The organism is Serratia sp. EC4, from assembly GCF_059652115.1.
On the sequence record NZ_JBNIDE010000005.1, the window covers coordinates 92,668 to 109,146 of the forward strand.

16 protein-coding genes and 1 tRNA gene are annotated in these 16,479 nt (G+C 55.6%); 9 read left to right on the forward strand and 8 right to left on the reverse strand.

Annotation, left to right across the window (positions count from 1 at the left end; all coding sequences use genetic code 11):
• Positions 1–98 precede the first annotated feature (98 nt).
• Positions 99–172, forward strand: a tRNA-Gly gene (locus ACP39K_RS16475).
• Positions 173–373: 201 nt separating this feature from the next.
• On the opposite strand, the gene ACP39K_RS16480 is transcribed toward ACP39K_RS16475, so the two are convergent.
• Positions 374–1,684 carry an MFS transporter gene (locus ACP39K_RS16480; protein ID WP_497008714.1) on the reverse strand — a complete coding sequence of 437 codons (1,311 nt, stop codon included), beginning with the start codon at positions 1,682–1,684 and terminating at the stop codon, positions 374–376.
• Between the two features lie 84 nt (positions 1,685–1,768).
• The gene (locus ACP39K_RS16485) at positions 1,769–2,719 is read right to left on the reverse strand and encodes a 2-hydroxyacid dehydrogenase (protein WP_089184985.1); all 951 of its coding nucleotides are present in this window, start codon (positions 2,717–2,719) and stop codon (positions 1,769–1,771) included.
• Between the two features lie 571 nt (positions 2,720–3,290).
• On the opposite strand from ACP39K_RS16485, the gene ACP39K_RS16490 reads away from it, so the two are divergent.
• From ACP39K_RS16490 to ACP39K_RS16505, 4 genes are all read left to right on the forward strand, one after another.
• Positions 3,291–3,761 carry a NanQ anomerase/TabA/YiaL family protein gene (locus ACP39K_RS16490; RefSeq protein WP_089184984.1) on the forward strand — a complete coding sequence of 157 codons (471 nt, stop codon included), beginning with the start codon at positions 3,291–3,293 and terminating at the stop codon, positions 3,759–3,761.
• Between the two features lie 376 nt (positions 3,762–4,137).
• On the forward strand, positions 4,138–4,725 hold the full coding sequence (locus ACP39K_RS16495; RefSeq protein ID WP_161545025.1) for a sorbitol dehydrogenase family protein: 588 nt from the start codon (positions 4,138–4,140) through the stop codon (positions 4,723–4,725).
• A complete protein-coding gene (locus tag ACP39K_RS16500; protein WP_197788607.1) occupies positions 4,722–6,374 on the forward strand; it encodes a GMC family oxidoreductase in 1,653 nt (550 codons plus the stop codon). Before ACP39K_RS16495 ends, ACP39K_RS16500 begins: the two co-directional genes overlap by 4 nt.
• Positions 6,371–7,768 carry a c-type cytochrome gene (locus ACP39K_RS16505; RefSeq protein WP_060445360.1) on the forward strand — a complete coding sequence of 466 codons (1,398 nt, stop codon included), beginning with the start codon at positions 6,371–6,373 and terminating at the stop codon, positions 7,766–7,768. Before ACP39K_RS16500 ends, ACP39K_RS16505 begins: the two co-directional genes overlap by 4 nt.
• Positions 7,769–7,887: 119 nt before the next feature.
• Here ACP39K_RS16505 and ACP39K_RS16510 read toward each other — a convergent pair whose 3' ends face one another.
• From ACP39K_RS16510 to ACP39K_RS16520, 3 genes are all read right to left on the reverse strand, one after another.
• A complete protein-coding gene (locus tag ACP39K_RS16510; protein WP_004931713.1) occupies positions 7,888–8,880 on the reverse strand; it encodes a LacI family DNA-binding transcriptional regulator in 993 nt (330 codons plus the stop codon).
• Positions 8,881–9,167: 287 nt separating this feature from the next.
• A complete protein-coding gene (locus ACP39K_RS16515) occupies positions 9,168–10,400 on the reverse strand; it encodes a cysteine desulfurase-like protein (protein WP_497008691.1) in 1,233 nt (410 codons plus the stop codon).
• Positions 10,397–11,011: a 2OG-Fe dioxygenase family protein gene (locus ACP39K_RS16520; RefSeq protein ID WP_004931716.1), complete on the reverse strand. Its 615-nt coding sequence runs from the start codon at positions 11,009–11,011 to the stop codon at positions 10,397–10,399. The genes ACP39K_RS16515 and ACP39K_RS16520 overlap by 4 nt, the downstream gene beginning before the upstream one ends.
• A gap of 387 nt (positions 11,012–11,398) precedes the next feature.
• On the opposite strand from ACP39K_RS16520, the gene ACP39K_RS16525 reads away from it, so the two are divergent.
• Together ACP39K_RS16525 and ACP39K_RS16530 are read left to right on the forward strand one after the other, a co-directional pair.
• Positions 11,399–11,875, forward strand: a complete 477-nt coding sequence (locus ACP39K_RS16525) for a hypothetical protein (RefSeq protein WP_004931717.1) — start codon at positions 11,399–11,401, stop codon at positions 11,873–11,875.
• Between the two features lie 3 nt (positions 11,876–11,878).
• Complete coding sequence (locus tag ACP39K_RS16530) at positions 11,879–12,487, forward strand: OmpA family protein (protein WP_497008692.1); 609 nt, start codon at positions 11,879–11,881, stop codon at positions 12,485–12,487.
• A 188-nt stretch (positions 12,488–12,675) separates the two neighbouring features.
• Here the strand turns inward: ACP39K_RS16530 and ACP39K_RS16535 are convergent, their stop codons facing one another.
• The 3 genes from ACP39K_RS16535 to ACP39K_RS16545 form a co-directional block, all read right to left on the reverse strand.
• A complete protein-coding gene (locus tag ACP39K_RS16535; RefSeq protein ID WP_015378954.1) occupies positions 12,676–13,014 on the reverse strand; it encodes a hypothetical protein in 339 nt (112 codons plus the stop codon).
• A gap of 135 nt (positions 13,015–13,149) precedes the next feature.
• On the reverse strand, positions 13,150–13,719 hold the full coding sequence (locus ACP39K_RS16540; protein WP_004931723.1) for an HdeD family acid-resistance protein: 570 nt from the start codon (positions 13,717–13,719) through the stop codon (positions 13,150–13,152).
• Between the two features lie 127 nt (positions 13,720–13,846).
• A complete protein-coding gene (locus ACP39K_RS16545) occupies positions 13,847–14,713 on the reverse strand; it encodes a LysR substrate-binding domain-containing protein (protein ID WP_158523365.1) in 867 nt (288 codons plus the stop codon).
• Positions 14,714–14,902: 189 nt separating this feature from the next.
• Here ACP39K_RS16545 and ycaC point away from each other — a divergent pair, with 189 nt between their 5' ends.
• Both ycaC and actS read left to right on the forward strand, forming a co-directional pair.
• Positions 14,903–15,532, forward strand: a complete 630-nt coding sequence (gene ycaC / locus ACP39K_RS16550) for an isochorismate family cysteine hydrolase YcaC (protein ID WP_016929953.1) — start codon at positions 14,903–14,905, stop codon at positions 15,530–15,532.
• A 187-nt stretch (positions 15,533–15,719) separates the two neighbouring features.
• Positions 15,720–16,469 carry an amidase activator ActS gene (actS, locus tag ACP39K_RS16555; protein WP_028127683.1) on the forward strand — a complete coding sequence of 250 codons (750 nt, stop codon included), beginning with the start codon at positions 15,720–15,722 and terminating at the stop codon, positions 16,467–16,469.
• The last annotated feature ends 10 nt before the right edge of the window (positions 16,470–16,479 follow it).

Consider the following 16,479-nt stretch of genomic DNA (forward strand, 5'->3'; position numbering starts at 1 on the left):
TCGCCCACTGAACTTAACCGCTTAAAACATCGGCAGTTACGCGCCATCTCCGCTTGCCCGCCGCCGATAACCGGTTATAATGCCTGTCGCACACCGATGCGGGTGTAGTTCAATGGTAGAACGGCAGCTTCCCAAGCTGCATACGAGGGTTCGATTCCCTTCACCCGCTCCAAAATCTCCCTATGCATCACCCCATTGAGTTATAACCGTTTTCAGAAAAGCTGATTCTCAACGATGCATCACCGTTTGGTGCGGGTTGACGTGTGAGACGATCAAGCCGCTGGCCTGGCATCTTACCGCGATAACACAACGCGCCGCCCAATCCTGACGCGGGTGTGAGCCGCCGTCGCTGCCCACACCGCGTTATTGCCGCTCAACTCCATTTCTGTTCGGCCCCGGATGGCAGGCGGTTATCCGTTTCTTCGCAGGTGCGATCGCATTCTTTCGGCAGCAGGAAGGTGATACTTCCCGCCAGCAGCAGCGATGCCGCCAGCGCGCAAACCGCGGCGTTCTGTCCGTACAGATAAATCATGACGCCGACCAGATAGGGGCCGCAAAACCCACCGAGGTTGCCCAGTCCGTTGATCACCCCGCGAGCGCTGCCCGCCACTTCTGCCGCCGCAATGCGTCCGGGAATTGACCAGAAGGGGCTGGTCGCCGCTTTAAGGAAGAAGCCGCACACCACCAACGCGATATAGGCGGCCACCACGTGCTCATGCAGGATCACCGAGGCTATCAGCGCCGCCGCAAAACAGTACAGGGAGATCCTGACCCACAAACGGCGTTTACCGCTGCGATCGCTGAACATCGAAATCACATAAATCCCCGCCAGAGTGGCAACAAACGGCAGGATCGCCAATACCCCAACATTGGCCATGCTGCCACCGGTCAGGTTTTTCAAGATGGTGGGCAGCCACAACGTATACCCATAGTCCCCGGTCTGGTAAAAGAAATTCAGCACGACCAGACGCATCAATCCCTTGTTGCGGAACACCGCTTTTAGCGGCGCTTTGGCCGCCGGCGCCATCCCTTCCCGCGCTTTGCGCTCCCGGGCCAGTTCGGTCAATAAATAGTCGCGTTCCTTCGCCGGCAGCCAACGCGCTTCTTCCGGGCGGTCACTGATCACCAGCCACCAAATGGTCAACACCACGATCGACAATAAGCCTTCGATAATGAACAGCCAGCGCCAGTCGAGGGCGGCAATAATCGCGCCGGAAACCGGGGCGGTCAGCATCCCTCCTAGTGGGGCAAACATCATGACAAAGGCATTGGCCCGGCCCAGTTCTTTTTCCGGGAACCAATTGCTGACCATGGTCAGCACGACGGGCAACATTCCCCCTTCGGAGATCCCGAGAATAAAACGCAGCACGAGCAGTTGATATTCATGGGTGACGAACCCGGTGGCAATAGAGACAACCGCCCAGGCCACGAGCGACCAGGCGATAAAACGTTTCCCGCTACCGTAAACCGCCAGTCGTCCGCCAGGGATTTGCAGAAATAAATAACCAATAAAAAAGATACCGCTGGCCACGCCAGCCATCTGGCTGGTAATGCCTAAATCCTGTTCCATGCCGCCCGGCAGAGCAAAGCTGATATTAACGCGATCCATAAATGAAATAATGCAGGTGATAAGGATCGGCGCGATAACCCGCAGCCAGCGAGTTCCTGGTATTTTATCGGTCATAATAGCGTCTCGATGATATCCGCCATTCACAAAGGATATTGTGTCGGCGGATAAAATGATCATTCGTAACTCAAACGATCATTTTTATTTAATTAACCCAGGAATATCCTGATGTGAAAAATAACCTGCCAGATTATCCAAAACGGATTGGCTCATTCCCTGACGTGTTTCTACGGTAGCGCTGGCCACATGGGGTTGAAGCAGAACATTCTCGAGCGCAAAGAACGCTGTCGGGACATGGGGTTCGTTTTCAAAGACGTCCAGAGCGGCCCCGGCGATAACATGATTTTGTAACGCCTTTATCAGCGCCGCCTCATCGACCAGGCTGCCGCGGGCGATATTGATAAGCCAGGCGCGTTCGGGCATGGCGTTAAATACGCTGGCATCAACAATCCCGCGGTTTTCCGCACTGCCGGATGCCGCGATCACCAGGAAATCACTCTGTGCTGCAAGCGTCTGCAGATCGGCGCACCACTGGTAATCCAGGCCGTCTTTGCGCTGGCGGTCAGTATACAGGATGGTCATATCGAAGCCTTTCGCCCGGCGGGCGATGGCTTGGCCAATATTCCCCATGCCGAAAATACCGATGCGTTTACCGCTCACTTTGGTCGCCAGCGGTGGCGGCGTCGTTTCCCAGCGGCCTTCGCGTACAAATCGGTCCCCTTGGCAGAGGCGGCGGCTGGCGGACAGCATTAGCCCCAGAGCCAGATCGGCCACATCATCGGTCAGCACGCCGGCGGTGATCCCGACGCTGATATGGCGTTCCCGGGTGTAGTTGAGATCGATAGCGTCAGTTCCCACGCCAAAGACGGCAATCATGCCCACCTGCGGCAGCTGTTCCAGCGTCTCCCGGGTTACCCCCACATCACCACGGGTGACCACCGCCTGAACGTCTGCGCCATGGCGAACCAGGAAGGCTGGAATATCTGATTGTTCATAGAGACGGAATACCCGGTAACGGGCGTCCAACGCGGCCTGTAAAGCATCCATCACCGGCGCGATAAGCAAAATGGTAGGTTGAGTGTCAGTGTGCATCGTTGCGATCCTGTCTGAAAAATAGGGGATACCCTGTATCAGACGTTTTTTTACCGCTTATTTTTGCGATCTGCATCACGCCAAAGAGTGTTAAAAAAGCATGTTACTGCTGGCGTGATCTCGTGTGCAATTTCATGGCTTCTGTCAGTGACTATCGGGGAAAATAACCCATTATGCCCGTAGGAGGAGAATGCGAAATCGATCGGTTTTGGCGAGAGCGGTGAATAACCAGTGATTTTCTGCCGTGGATCACAGGATAAGTAACGTTGTTTCGTAACACTTAATTAAGTGACTTTTGTCACAGTTTTAAGCGGCTAAAAACCGTGAGATAGGCCATGACTTATTTCACCATGCCGAATAGCCTTTCAGGTGGAGTTTACTCACAGTGGAGATAGGTTGTAAATATTAGAAACAAAGCGGTTTGCTTTGTTGCTTATTCATAGTGGCGCCCGTAGAGCGAACTAATAGCGATTCTACCGTAATTACGCCGAGATTGCGTGTTGCCATAAAACTACCCAGCCATTGTTTTTATCAGTGAAATACCGAACCGATATCTACCAGAGAAAGTATTATGATAATTGATGCCTTAACCACTGCCGTAAATAATAGATTCTATCCGGCAGCCATTCGAAAAATGCTGGCCAGCATTATTGAAAGTGAGCCGTACAATTTACCTGTCGGCCACTATCAGGTGCAGGGTAAACAGATGTTCTTTAACGTCGTTGAAGGGGAAACCAAACTATTGTCCGACCAGAAGCCGGAGTTTCATCGCCAGTATCTGGATATCCATCTTGTCCTGGAAGGGAGAGAAGTGATTGGCGCCGGGGTTCTGGGGCTGCCTTTGCCCCTGAGTGAGCCATTTAACGAGGCGCACGACCTTGGGTTTAGCCCGGCGATCCCCGGTGAGACTCTCATCCACCTGCAACCCGGTGAACTTGCCGTTATCTTTCCGGGGGAGCTGCATCGCCCGATGAGTACCTGCACAACACCGGCAGTTCTGCGCAAAATTGTGGCGAAAATCGACGGCGCCCTGCTGACGTAGCAAAACGTTCAGCGGCGGCTGGTATCGCTACTTCAGGCTGCCCGGCGGAAAGCCTCGCTCATCCGCCGTCTGCCGCGATTCCGAAGAATACGCCTTTCCCGTCAACGCCATAGCCCCTAACTTTTAAAAATTGAGTTGGGTTGAATAAATTTACGGCAGAGATTACGCCGTATTATTTACAGGGATATTTGCTTCAGGTTCAGATTACATCATTAAAGGCCGTGAGTTTACCTCTGTCGTAGATGTAGCCAATCTCATAACGCCTTGATCTTTTAATGCGATTCCTCCCCATTAGCACAATTTTTTATTTTGGTTTGCCTGCGTTCTGATAGATATTAAAAAAACTATATAAAAATAAATTATTTCGGAGCTAATAATGTCGTTGCAAATCGTGCTTACCCGCAGGGAGGCGCTGGGGAAAATGGTGGGCGTCATCGTCGCCGCCAGCCTGTTGCCTTATTCAAATATAACCTATGCCGAACGGGCGCAAATTGCCGCCTCGCCCGTTGAATACGCGCAATTTTTACAAATTTCGAGAAGAATTACCGAGTTTGACGATTTGGACGTCACACTCTCCGCCCGCTATTTTTCCGCATTGTGCGAACATTTTCCGCAGTTGAACTCGCAACTCAACGCCCTGTTCATCCTGAGCCAGCAAGCCACCGATGCGGAAACCTTGAACCGACATGCGATTGAACAGGGGCAAAGGGAGCTTATCCAGGCAATTGTGACCGCGTGGTATACCGGAACCGTAGATCCTTCAAGCGCCGAGCAGGGGCAGTTGATTAGTTATAAAGAGGCGCTGATGTATCGCACGGTTCAGGATGCCCTGATTGTGCCGACCTGGTGCAATTTTGGCCCGCTGTGGTGGACCGGCTTGCCGCCGGGCGTTACCCGCCAACCTTCCATTCCCGCAACAGATTTGCCTGCCGTAGCCGATAAAAAATATGAGGATCGCGTGTGAAAAGCCCAATAATTAATGCTTCCGGCGATGCAGAGGCCGATGTCGTCATTGTCGGTTCCGGTATTGTGGGCGGTCTGATGGCGGATGCTTTGGTGAGCCAGGGCTACTCGGTGCTGGTACTTGAGGCAGGCCCGCGCATTGAGCGCGCGCAGGCTGTGGAAAACTGGCGCAATATGCCACTGCACAATCGTGCGGGGTCGGATTTTCAGGGGCTTTACCCGCAATCGGAGTACGCCACCGCGCCGCTCTATTTCCCGGAGAACGACTATATCAAACTGACCGGCCCCAATGGCTCAGGCTTTAAACAGGGCTATTTGCGTGTGGTGGGGGGAACCACCTGGCACTGGGCCGCTTCTTGCTGGCGCAACCATCCCAATGATTTTCGCATGAAATCCCTCTATGGCGTGGGGAGAGACTGGCCTATTTCCTACGAAGATATCGAACCGTGGTACGCGAAAGCCGAAGAGGAAATAGGCGTTGCCGGCCCGAATAATCCGGAGTGGCAGTCCCCTGCGGAACGCAGCGGGCCTTACCCGATGGACATGGTGCCCTGGGCCTACGGCGACAGACGCATTGCTGAGATTGTTAATCCTCACGGCTTTAAATCGGTGCCCATTCCGCAAGGCCGCAGCACCCGGCCCTGGAATGGACGGCCCACTTGCTGCGGCAATAACAATTGCCAGCCGATTTGCCCGATCGGAGCCATGTACAACGGCATTCACCACGTTGAACGGGCCGAACACAAGGGGGCGAAGGTGATCCCCGAGGCGGTGGTGTACAAAATTGACACCGACGACAATAACCGCATCACCGCCGTTCACTGGTACGACACGGCGCATAACTCCCATCGGGCGATCGGTAAAGCGTTCGTTCTGGCCTGCAATGGGATTGAGAACCCGCGCTTACTGCTGCTGGCGGCCAACGAAAAGAACCCGAACGGCATCGCGAACAGCTCGGATCAGGTGGGGCGCAACATGATGGATCACTCTGGCCTGCACTGCTCCTTCCTGGCGCGAGAGGCCCTATGGGTTGGCCGCGGCCCGGCGCAGAGCAGCTGCATGGTGGGGTATCGTGACGGCGCGTTCCGCAGCGACCACTCCGCCAACAAGATCATCATCAACAACATCAACCGGGTGATCCCCTCCGCCCTTGAAGTACTGAAATCGGGCAAGGTCGGCAAGGCGCTGCAGGATGAAGTGCGCGATCGCGCCAGCCGCTCGGTGGATCTCTCCATTAGCCTGGAACCGCTGCCGGATCCGAACAACCGTCTTACTCTGAGCTCCACCCGCAAAGACAAGCATGGCCTGGCCTGCCCGGACATCCACTACGACGTCGGCGATTACGTGCGCAAAGGGCTGGAAGTGGTCAAAACCCAGCTACGGCAGATTGGCGACTTGTTCGATGCGCAAGAGTTTGTGATTAACGACAAGCTGAATGCCAACAACCACATTATGGGCGGCACGATCATGGGCAGCGATCCCACGAACTCGGTGGTGAACGGCAATTGCCGCGCCCACGATCATGACAACCTTTGGATCCCGGGTGGAGGCGCCATGGTTTCAGCCAGCGTTGTCAACACCACGTTGACGATGGCGGCGCTTGGACTCAAGGCGGCCAATGACGTACTTCGAGCCCTGGAGCGCAAATGAATAAAATCACCCATTCGCTGGCAGCGACGCTGCTGCTGGGAAGCGGCTTCGCGGCGCATGCCCAGGACGGCGATCTGATCGCTAAAGGGCAAGCGCTGGCTATCGCCTCGGACTGCATGGCCTGCCATACGAATACGCAGCAGCAGGGCAAGCCTTTTGCCGGGGGGTACGGCATTGCTTCTCCCATGGGCACTATCTACGCCACCAATATAACCCCATCGGTAAAATACGGCATCGGCGGCTATTCTGAAGCGGCGTTTGCCGACGTTCTGCGCTCGGGGATCCGGCAAGATGGGACGTATCTCTATCCGGCAATGCCCTACACCGCCTACACCCGTCTGAGTGATGACGAGATCCACGCGTTGTATACCTATTTCATGCATGGCGTTGCCCCGGTCGATGAGCCAGCCAAGCGCCAAACCGATCTGCCGTTTCCGTTCAACATCCGCCTCTCCATGGCGGTGTGGAACATGCTTTATTTGGATAATCGGCGTTTCACCCCGGATGTGACGAAAGGTGAGGCGTGGAACGAGGGGGCCGCGCTGGTGCAGGGGCCGGCTCACTGCGGAACCTGTCATACGCCGCGTAATGTGCTGATGGCGGAAGACAATTCGCGCTTCCTGATGGGGGCATCGTTGGGTTCTTGGTACGCGCCGAATATCACCGCCGATCGCCAGGAAGGGATCGGCGACTGGAGCGAGCAGGAGTTAGTGAACTATCTGAAAACCGGTCGGGCGGAAGGGCGCGCACAAGCTGCGGGGCCAATGGCTGAAGCCGTTGAGCACAGCTTCCAATACCTGACCGACCGGCAGCTGCAGGCGATTGCAACTTACCTGAAGACCGTGCCGTCACAGGGCGAGGGGCGCCAGGACAATGGTCTCAGTCAGGCGCATTACAACGTTGAGCACCATCTCCGCGGCATGAATTCGCCCAACGCCAACCACACGCTCAATAGCGGCGAGGCGCTCTACAGCGGCTACTGCGCCAGTTGCCATCAGCCGGACGGCAGCGGCAGTTTGAACCAGGCTTACCCTTCGCTATTCAACAACTCCACCACGGCCGCGAACAACCCGTCAAACCTGATTGCCGCCATTTTGCAGGGGGTTGATCGCCGGGTTGACGGTAAGCACGTCCTGATGCCGAGCTTTGGCGCCGGTTCCTATGTCGGAGAACTGACGGATAAGCAGGTTGCCGATATCGCTAACTTCGTGCTGCAGAAATACGGCAACAGCACGCTGAGCGTGAGCGAGGCCGACGTGAGTGAGGTGCGCGCCGGGGGCCCGAAACCGCTGTTGGCGCGCGCACAGCCGATGATTCTGCCTGGCATGGCCACCACGGCAGTCGTCATTATTCTGCTGATCCTATTCTGGCTCCGGCGCCGCAAGGCACGTTGAGGGGGCATTCGGTCAGGTGGGTGACGCCATCAGGCCGAATTTCTGGCCGGGATAGCGAGTGATGTTCTTCTGACGACGCGGGCCGCTATGGCCAGTGATGAAGTCACTGGCGGGGAAAGCTATATTGTCTCCCCCATTGACAGGCGGAAGTGGAGATCGACATGTTCAATGGTCGGCAGCCCTTTAATTTTTTTTATTATGATTTCTGTCGCCACTTTCCCCATCTCATACCGTGGCGTCAGTACGCTGGCTAACCGGGGGGTAATGATCTGCCCGATCTCAAGACCGTGAAATCCGGCAATGGCAATTTGCGCTGGAACGCCGATACCGTTTGCCAGGCATTCCTGTAACACGCCCACGGCCAGATCGTCGTTGGTACAGAGAATACCGTCCATATCCGGATACATTTGGCTCGCAAGCGTCATCATGCCTGTCCCAATCGAAATGGAAGAGATCTTATTGGGGGAAATGCGACCGGTAGGCAAATCATGGTTAGCCATTGCCTGACAGTATCCCGTGTAACGCTGTTCATCGCGGATATCAGACATTGAACCAAAATAGATAATGCGTTTTTTACCGCTGGCCAGCAACATGGTGGTCATATCGTAGCCGGCTTTCACATTATCAAAACCCACGTTAATTCGATCTGCATTGCCTGACAGCCCCATGATTTCAGCAACGGGTATTTTTGCCGCCTTCAGGAGTTTTTCCGCCCGCAGGCTATGGACCGACTCGGTCAGCAGCAGCCCTTTAATCTTAAAAGCCAGGATCGCGGCAATTTGCTCCTCTTCGCGTTTGCTGTTGTAGTCATAATTGACGACCAGCGTCTGATAACCCTGTATAGACGTCACGGATTCAATGCCGGCGAGGACATCAGCAAATATCAGATTGTTAAAAGAAGGAACCAGAACGCCGATGAGGGGAGGGCTATTGGAATAGAGGGCGGGATTGTCGGGATCGGCCTGATAGCCGACTTCCTCGATCACGGCGGCGATGCGCGCAGCCGTTTCCGGTTTAACCCTGTCCGGCGTGCGCAGATAGCGACTGACCGTCATTTTGGTGACACCAGCCAGTACAGCAATGTCATTTAACGTAATTCGCTGCGACTTCACCATTCATACTCATCTGACCCAGACCGTGTTTGTCATTATGCCCACTGCTGAGCCAAAAGAGAATGCGCGCAATGCGCTGCCTCCGCTGTATCCGGTGACAACCGCACGATGCGCCGATCCCGGCCTCTTTTCCCGTTCCGGCATTATATGTCCGTTATCTCCGCATTTCGTAACGCGGGGAAAGAAAGGCACGCATCTGCGTGCCGTGGACGCGGTGGAAGAAAAGACGGGCAGTTTGATACCTTATTCGGCCCGCCCAATAAGATGAACGGGTCGATATGGCCGGGTTAACTGAGAATATCTTCGGCGATCACGTTGAACAGCGTATCGATCTCGCCCTGAGTGTTGTAGTGCATCATGCCGATGCGCAGCACGCCGCCGTCCTGCAGCCCCAGTTGTTGCACCAAGCCCAACGCATAGAAATGCCCGCTGCCGGCGCAGATGTTGTGCTGCCCCAGGCGGCGGGCGATCGCGTCAGGCGTATGGCCGCTGAAGGTCAGGGCGAAGGTTGGCGTGCGGCGCGCGCTGTCCGCCTGGGGATTGCCGTAGAGCCGCACGCCGTCGAGTTGCTGCAGCCGCTGCAGGAAGTGGCTGCACAACGCCTCTTCATGCCGGTGGTAGGCGGCGAAGCTCTCCTGCAAGCGCTGCCTTAACGGCGCTCCGGGCGCGCCCCACTGCGCCAGATACTCGATAGCGGCCGCGACGCCGGCCAGCGCCTCGAAGCTTTGCGTGCCGGTCTCGAAACGGCCGGGGCCGACGTCGGTGGCCGGCTCGACTTTGTACGGCCGCAGGCGCTGCAGCCACTGCGGCGCGATGTAGGCCATGCCGACGTGCGGGCCAAAGAACTTGTAGGCGGAGCAGACCAGGAAGTCACAGCCCAGCGCCTGCACGTCGATCAGGTTATGCGGCGCGTAATGAACGGCGTCGACATACACCTGCGCGCCGACCCGATGTGCGGCTTCAACGATGGTTTTGATATCGACGATGCCGCCGGTGACGTTGGAGGCGTAGCTGACCGCCACCAGACGGGTGTTGGCGTTGATGCGCTCACACACTTTCGCGGCATCCAATGCGCAGTCGGCGCTCTCCAGCGGTATCTGATGCACCGCGGCCCCTTTGTCGGCGGCGGCCTGCTGCCAGCTGGAGACGTTGGCGTAGTGATCCAGCGCGGTGACGATGACTTCATCGCCGGCCTGCCAGCCGCGGCTGATGATGCGGCTGAGATGAAAAGTCAGCGTGGTCATGTTCATGCCGAAGACGATGTTGTCGGGCGACGGCGCATTTAACAAGGCGCGCACCGATTCCCGCGCCTGGCCCATCACCTCGCCGGTGACCCGGCTCGAGAAATAGTGGCCGCCCAGGTTGGCGTTGTACCTTCCCAGGTAGTCGGTCATTTTTTCCAGCACGCCCCGTGAAACTTGCGCACCGCCGGGGCCGTCGAAAAAGATCGCCGGTTTGCCGTCGATCTGCTGTGACAGGGCGCTGAACTGGGCGCGGGCGAGCTCGGGGGTAAAGGTCATGCTTTCTCCCCCCGCGCGGTGAGGACAAAGAGATCCAAATGACCTTCTTCTTCCGGGCTCACGGCGTTGATCGGCGTGGCGTTGTGCCACAGTTTGCTGTCCGCCAGCAGCACGGCTTCCCCGTCCGCCAGCGCTTTTTTAAAGAAAGGATCGTGGCGGCTGTCGTCATACAGCATGATTTCACCGCCGACGATGTTGTGCCGGTGAATGGCGATCATCGCGATATGGTCGAAACCGTCCTGGTGTATGCCTTCCGGCGCCACCTGGGTGTCTTTCTCGATAGCGACCACGCGCATCTGGTGGATCTCTATCTCGGCGCCTTCCGGCAGGTCGTTGCTCTCTGCAAACAGGTTGCACATCTCTGCCATGCCGGCGCTCTGCAACACGGCGCTGTCGATAGGTTCGAAGCGGCGCACCACATTGCCCTGGAAGTGGTTGATCTGATCCGACTGCATGAAAGTGCGCGGCCCAACTTCGGCGACGTTGGGGTTGAGGTATTTAACGACCGAATAACGGCGCAGGCGATATTTGCCGTCGGCGTGTTGCGTGTGGGGCAAGGAGGAGAACGATGGCATCAGCTGTTGGGTGGCTTGCGGGCTTAGTACAGTCATACTTATTACGTTTTCGTGTTTCTGTAACATAATCACCTCTAATAATAATAATTTCTGATGTTGTAGGGGGTAATTCGATTGAATTGTAGACGACTCTATAACCAACGCAATTTAGCGGTGGCGAGGTGTGACGGCGGTCGTAAAGTGGGGTGAACAGCAGAGAGGATGAGCGGAAGGGAATGCTGGTATGAAGCCGTCATTCAGCAAAATAAGCGCTAACGGGGGAGAATTCATGCGCAAGCATAACGTGACCAAGGTTACGCTTTCAGGGATAACTCTCATGAATATGAGGTGCTTTACTATAATTCCGGGACAGAGTGACCGCAGTGGCATTGCCTGGTTGTTGAAAGAACAATCTTCAATTCCCCCTGAATAAGGACTCCGATCATGCAGCATGTCAGAAAATTCGTCATTTCCTGCCTGTTTGCGTCGATAATGTTCCCCGGCATGGCCTTCGCGGAAGATCCCCCCGTGACACCGTTGGCTACCGGGATCGTCAGCAGCGGCGTAGCCGAAGCGCAAGTGACCGAGGCCGTGCGCCACGGTGAAATCCTGACCATCAAAGTGCGTTTCAAAGGGTTGAAAGACAACCTTAATGGACAAGGCTTGTATAGCAGTCTGGATAAAAGCAGTCTTGAGAAATCCTTCTATATTCTGGTGGGTAATAAAAAATACCTGCTGCTTACCGATAGCAATAATGTCCCACTGGCCTCTCCCAGCGTGTCATTCAGCTCAAGTTCAGGCATTCCCTATGTCGCCACCTGGTTTGGCAGCTTCCCTGCGCCTCCACCTGATGTGAAAGAGGTGTACCTGACGATCGCCAATGTCGAGCCGCTCGGGCCGATAGCCATTACGGATCGTTGAGCGATGAACGGCCTCAGGAAAGCCGCCTGTGTGGGGGGGATGTTAGCCTTTGGGTTGGTGTCATTGGGTTCATGGGCTGACAGCGGAGAGCCGGCATCCGTTGGGAAACCGGTGATACTCGATCTTAAGGCCACCCGGCTGGATTTGGTTGGTTTGCCTTCGGGGCTGAATGCCGGCGTCCTTGATCTGCAGAGTAAGGCAGCGGATTTGGCTAAACAATCCGCCGACATTTCCGTCAGAGACAGCAAAAATGTCGTAACGTTATCGATGCGCAGCGATGTGCTGTTCGCCTTCGACAGCGATGCGATTGCTGCTAAAGCGGAGCCTGCGCTGCAACAGGTGGCGCAATTTATCGCGGCCGAACCGGTAGGGAACGTGGTGATCGAGGGGCATACCGATGCGGTGGGCAGCGATAAATATAATCGGGATCTGTCGCTGCGACGCGCACGTGCGGTGGCTGTTTGGCTGATCGCACATGGGGTAGAAAAATCTCGTCTGAGTGAACGGGGAAAAGGGGAGGCTGAACCGGTGGCTTCCAACGACACGCCGACTGGCCGGGCCAAGAATCGGCGGGTTGACTTCGTGTTGCCGAAAACCGCTGCCGCCGGTTAACCCCGCGCCGGTGGACGTTTCCTTTGCCAGAGCCGCTTTTAAACGGGCTCCTCCCGCTGACTGCTCGCGGAGTTCAGGCTGTATGGCGTGGAGCCGGTGACGTTAATGATTGATGAACATAATCGCGTCGCCAAAAGCCTGTATCTCGCTTTCGGTTTTCGCTTTAGCGGCCCCGATAAAATGCGGGGTCAGAACGTCTCGAAATACAGCTCGCGCAACAGCCAGGATATTTCGTTATTGGTGCGGTTCAGGACGTCTATTCTGTGAACCCCTATCGCTTCTGCGCGCAGATCGAGCAGCAAGTTGCGAATCTGCCGGAATAACGGGGTTTGCGGGTTGGGTTTGGCCAACTGCTGGCCGCACAGTTTGATACCGGCGTCGCAACCGGTGGCGATGTCCGTCAGGCAGCACGGGCAGGTGGTATTTTGGCGCGCCATATTGCGGCATTGTTGCCCGATTACCTGATTGAAATGGCGTAATTGCAGGCAGACTTCCCGCGAGTTCAACGGGTTGGAATGGGTTGTCATCGGTTTCAGCTCCCTTGTCTGCGCCTATATTGGCACTTACCGATGAAGATAACCACGGACAAGCCGAGGGGGTATCGCCTTGTTGTGTCTGGAAGCGACGAAATCGATGAGGCCCGCGATGGCGGGCCGGTAGAGTCAGGCGCGTTTAAACAGATTCGCCGCCTGGAACAGCGCAAAGGAGCTGACCAGCATTTCGATGCCGACGATCGCCGTCACCAGCGTGACCGACGCCGCCGGGCCTGAACCGATCAGCATCCAGGCGATGATCAAATCGAGCACGCCGATAACGAACTGCAGCCAGTTGCCCGGCAATCCGCGGCGCATATAGCCGGCCGCCAGGCGCGCGATGCCGCCGAGCGCGAACAGCACGGCAAGGTACACCGCCAGCGCCAGAATGCCCGCCAGCGGGCTGGTGATGAACACATAGCCGATAATCAGGTAAGCCACGCCCAGCAGAATGCCGCCGATCATCGGCCAGGTATTCTGCGCCCGGTTGGCGATCATGGCGATAATCAGCCCGGCGCCGCTCAACAGCAGCAGGACGCCGACCACGATGCTCAGCGCCGCGCCGGAGGCGAAAGGGTTGACCAGGCACAGTATGCCGCCCGCCAGCAGCAGGAAGGCGATGATCAGCAGGGTGGTGCGTTGCTTTTTGAGCAGTTCTTCGCTCAGGAGGGGCAGATTATTGCGATCAAGGTTTAGCATGTTACAGCTCCATTCTCTTTGTTGCGATCCTCGGGGGCACTCTATTTTTCCGAGCGCTCTATTATAGTAGTCACTTTTTAATCGCTGCGGTAAATCCGGCGTGGCGTTTATGCTTGGAAGCGGCGTGTTATTCGGCCAGTTCATCAACGATGAAATCAATCAGCGCCCTTACCGAAGGGGGGAGTCCTTGTCTGGAAGGGTAAAACGCGACAATCTTGTGTTGTTCCAATGTCCAGTCGTCGAGCAGCGTTTTCAGGCTGCCGTCGAGCAGTTCCTGGCGGGCTAATTTCAGCGGCAGGCAGCCAACGCCGACGCCTTTTACGATCGATTCCTTGATCAGGCGAATGTCATCGCACACCATGCGCGACTCGTTGTTTATTTTGACTTCGCGATCGGCTTGTTGAAACGTCCAGGCGGCCTGAAGATGGGTCGATAACCACCCGACCGTTGGCAAACTGGAGAGATCTTCGGGCGTATTTATACTTTGGTACTGAATAGCTGCAGAGGGGGAGACCATAAATGCGGTGGGCACAGCGCAAATTCGACGCATCACCAAATTGCTGTTTTTGGGCTCATCGGCGATGAGTTTTAATGAGAGGTCATACCCTTCAGAAATAATATCCACGTTGCGATTAAATATTTTTACATGCAAATTGACCTTGGGATATTGCAGCATGAATCTCGCCAGCACTTCCGTTAGGCCAAGATCCAGGAGAATGTTTGAGCAGGTCAGTTTTATTTTTCCAGTGGGTTTTTCGCTTTTGTTAATAATAAGGCATTCCGCTTTCTCTGCGGTGCTAATCATCTGCAGGCAGTACTGAAAATATTCTTTTCCTATATCGGTGACCATAAGGTTTCGCGTTGAGCGCTGAATAAGCCTGACATTAAGCCTTTTTTCCAAATTGGATATTCGTCTTGATAGCGTCGATTTGGGTATACCAAACTTCTTACTGGCGGAAAGAAATCCACCGCATTCAACTACTCTGGCAAACATAACCATCTCATTGAAATCTATCATATAAAATTAACCTTCCCAGTGGTGAAACACTCATTCCCAATAATCGTGCTATTTACCCGGCTGGTTCATTGCTAGCCTGATGTCGGAGCGTTTGAAAGCATGCTACATGCTTGGAATGCATGGGGCGATCGGAATTTGATGATTTTGATGATAAAGGAGAAGGGAATGACTTTTAAATATAACCGATTAGATAAGACACAGGCCGCCGTTTTATTAGTCGATCATCAGACGGGGCTACTGTCCCTGGTTAGAGATCAGGATCCGGATAAATTCAAAAATAATGTTTTGGCGCTGGCCGATCTGGCTAAATACTTCAATTTACCGACGATACTGACCACGAGTTTTGAAAACGGGCCGAACGGCCCTTTGGTGCCAGAGCTAAAGCAAACTTTCCCTGACGCCCCCTATATTGCTCGTCCCGGCAATATCAATGCCTGGGATAATGAAGATTTCGTCAAGGCGGTAAAGGCCACGGGCAAGAAACAACTGATCATCGCCGGCGTGGTGACCGAGGTTTGCGTGGCGTTTCCTGCGCTCTCTGCGCTGGAAGAGGGGTATGAGGTTTTCGTCATCACCGACGCATCCGGCACGTTCAATGCGATTACGCGCGATGCGGCTTGGGATCGCATGTCCCAGGCCGGCGCGCAGCTGATGAGTTGGTTTGGCGCGGCGTGCGAATTGCACCGCGATTGGCGAAATGATATCGAAGGGTTGGGGAACCTGTTCTCTCAACATATTCCTGACTATCGCAATCTGATGACCAGCTTCAGTTTGCTGACCTCAGGTAAACAGTAATCCCGGCATCGCTGCATGGTTTGGCGCCTTATGGCGCCATTTTCCTCCCGCCGATCGCGCCGCAGCGGCCTCCGTGCCCGCTGTTTTCCGATAGTTGCCTCTTTCCCGCTTTTTGACTGACCCGGCGCAAATGTTACACTGTGCGGCTGAGGCGTATCAGAACCGAAAAGACGATTGGGGACAGGATTTGAGCACAGGAAGCAAGCTGGCGAGGTGGCGCCGCATCGCGGTGTGTCTGACATTGGGGCTATTGTTGGCCGGGTGTTCGGGTAAAAATACCTACAACCGCGACTACGACAAACTGCCGAAGGGCAGCTACACCGGCAAGTCCTACACCGTCAAACGGGGCGATACGCTGTACTACATCGCCTGGATCACCGACAGCGAAGTCAGCGATCTGGCCAGAATCAACAAGATACGCCCGCCTTATAGCCTGGAAGTGGGGCAAAAGCTGCGGCTGAGCGGCAGCGCGCCGACCAAAACCGCCGCCACGCGCCGTAAAACGTCTTCCTCCGCGATCGCCAAGCAAACGCCGCCGCCGGGCGCCGCCCGCTGTTGGCGCTGGCCGGCCAGCGGCCGGATCGCGCAGGCGTACTCCAATGCCGATGGCGGCAACAAGGGCATCGACATCGCCGGTAAACGCGGCCAGCCGATCTATGCTTCCGCCAAGGGCAAAGTGGTGTACGTCGGCAACCAACTGCGTGGCTACGGCAACCTGATCATGATTAAGCACGGCGAAGACTTTATTACCGCCTACGCGCACAACGACACTACATTGGTGCGCAACGGCCAGGATGTGAAAGCGGGGCAGAAGATTGGCACTATGGGCAGCACCGGCACCGATTCGGTGTTCCTGCATTTCCAGATCCGCTATCGCGCCACCGCGCTCGATCCGCAGCGCTATCTGCCGCCGCAGGGATCGTCGCCGTCCTGTTAACGTCAATCCG

Coding starts and splice junctions, on each gene's coding strand:
- ACP39K_RS16480 (WP_497008714.1), bottom strand. CDS start 1,684: ATGACCGATAAAATACCAGGAACTCGCTGGCTGCGGGTTATCGCGCCG.
- ACP39K_RS16485 (WP_089184985.1), bottom strand. CDS start 2,719: ATGCACACTGACACTCAACCTACCATTTTGCTTATCGCGCCGGTGATG.
- ACP39K_RS16490 (WP_089184984.1), top strand. CDS start 3,291: ATGATAATTGATGCCTTAACCACTGCCGTAAATAATAGATTCTATCCG.
- ACP39K_RS16495 (WP_161545025.1), top strand. CDS start 4,138: ATGTCGTTGCAAATCGTGCTTACCCGCAGGGAGGCGCTGGGGAAAATG.
- ACP39K_RS16505 (WP_060445360.1), top strand. CDS start 6,371: ATGAATAAAATCACCCATTCGCTGGCAGCGACGCTGCTGCTGGGAAGC.
- ACP39K_RS16515 (WP_497008691.1), bottom strand. CDS start 10,400: ATGACCTTTACCCCCGAGCTCGCCCGCGCCCAGTTCAGCGCCCTGTCA.
- ACP39K_RS16520 (WP_004931716.1), bottom strand. CDS start 11,011: ATGACTGTACTAAGCCCGCAAGCCACCCAACAGCTGATGCCATCGTTC.
- ACP39K_RS16525 (WP_004931717.1), top strand. CDS start 11,399: ATGCAGCATGTCAGAAAATTCGTCATTTCCTGCCTGTTTGCGTCGATA.
- ACP39K_RS16530 (WP_497008692.1), top strand. CDS start 11,879: ATGAACGGCCTCAGGAAAGCCGCCTGTGTGGGGGGGATGTTAGCCTTT.
- ACP39K_RS16535 (WP_015378954.1), bottom strand. CDS start 13,014: ATGACAACCCATTCCAACCCGTTGAACTCGCGGGAAGTCTGCCTGCAA.
- ACP39K_RS16540 (WP_004931723.1), bottom strand. CDS start 13,719: ATGCTAAACCTTGATCGCAATAATCTGCCCCTCCTGAGCGAAGAACTG.
- ACP39K_RS16545 (WP_158523365.1), bottom strand. CDS start 14,713: ATGTTTGCCAGAGTAGTTGAATGCGGTGGATTTCTTTCCGCCAGTAAG.
- ycaC (WP_016929953.1), top strand. CDS start 14,903: ATGACTTTTAAATATAACCGATTAGATAAGACACAGGCCGCCGTTTTA.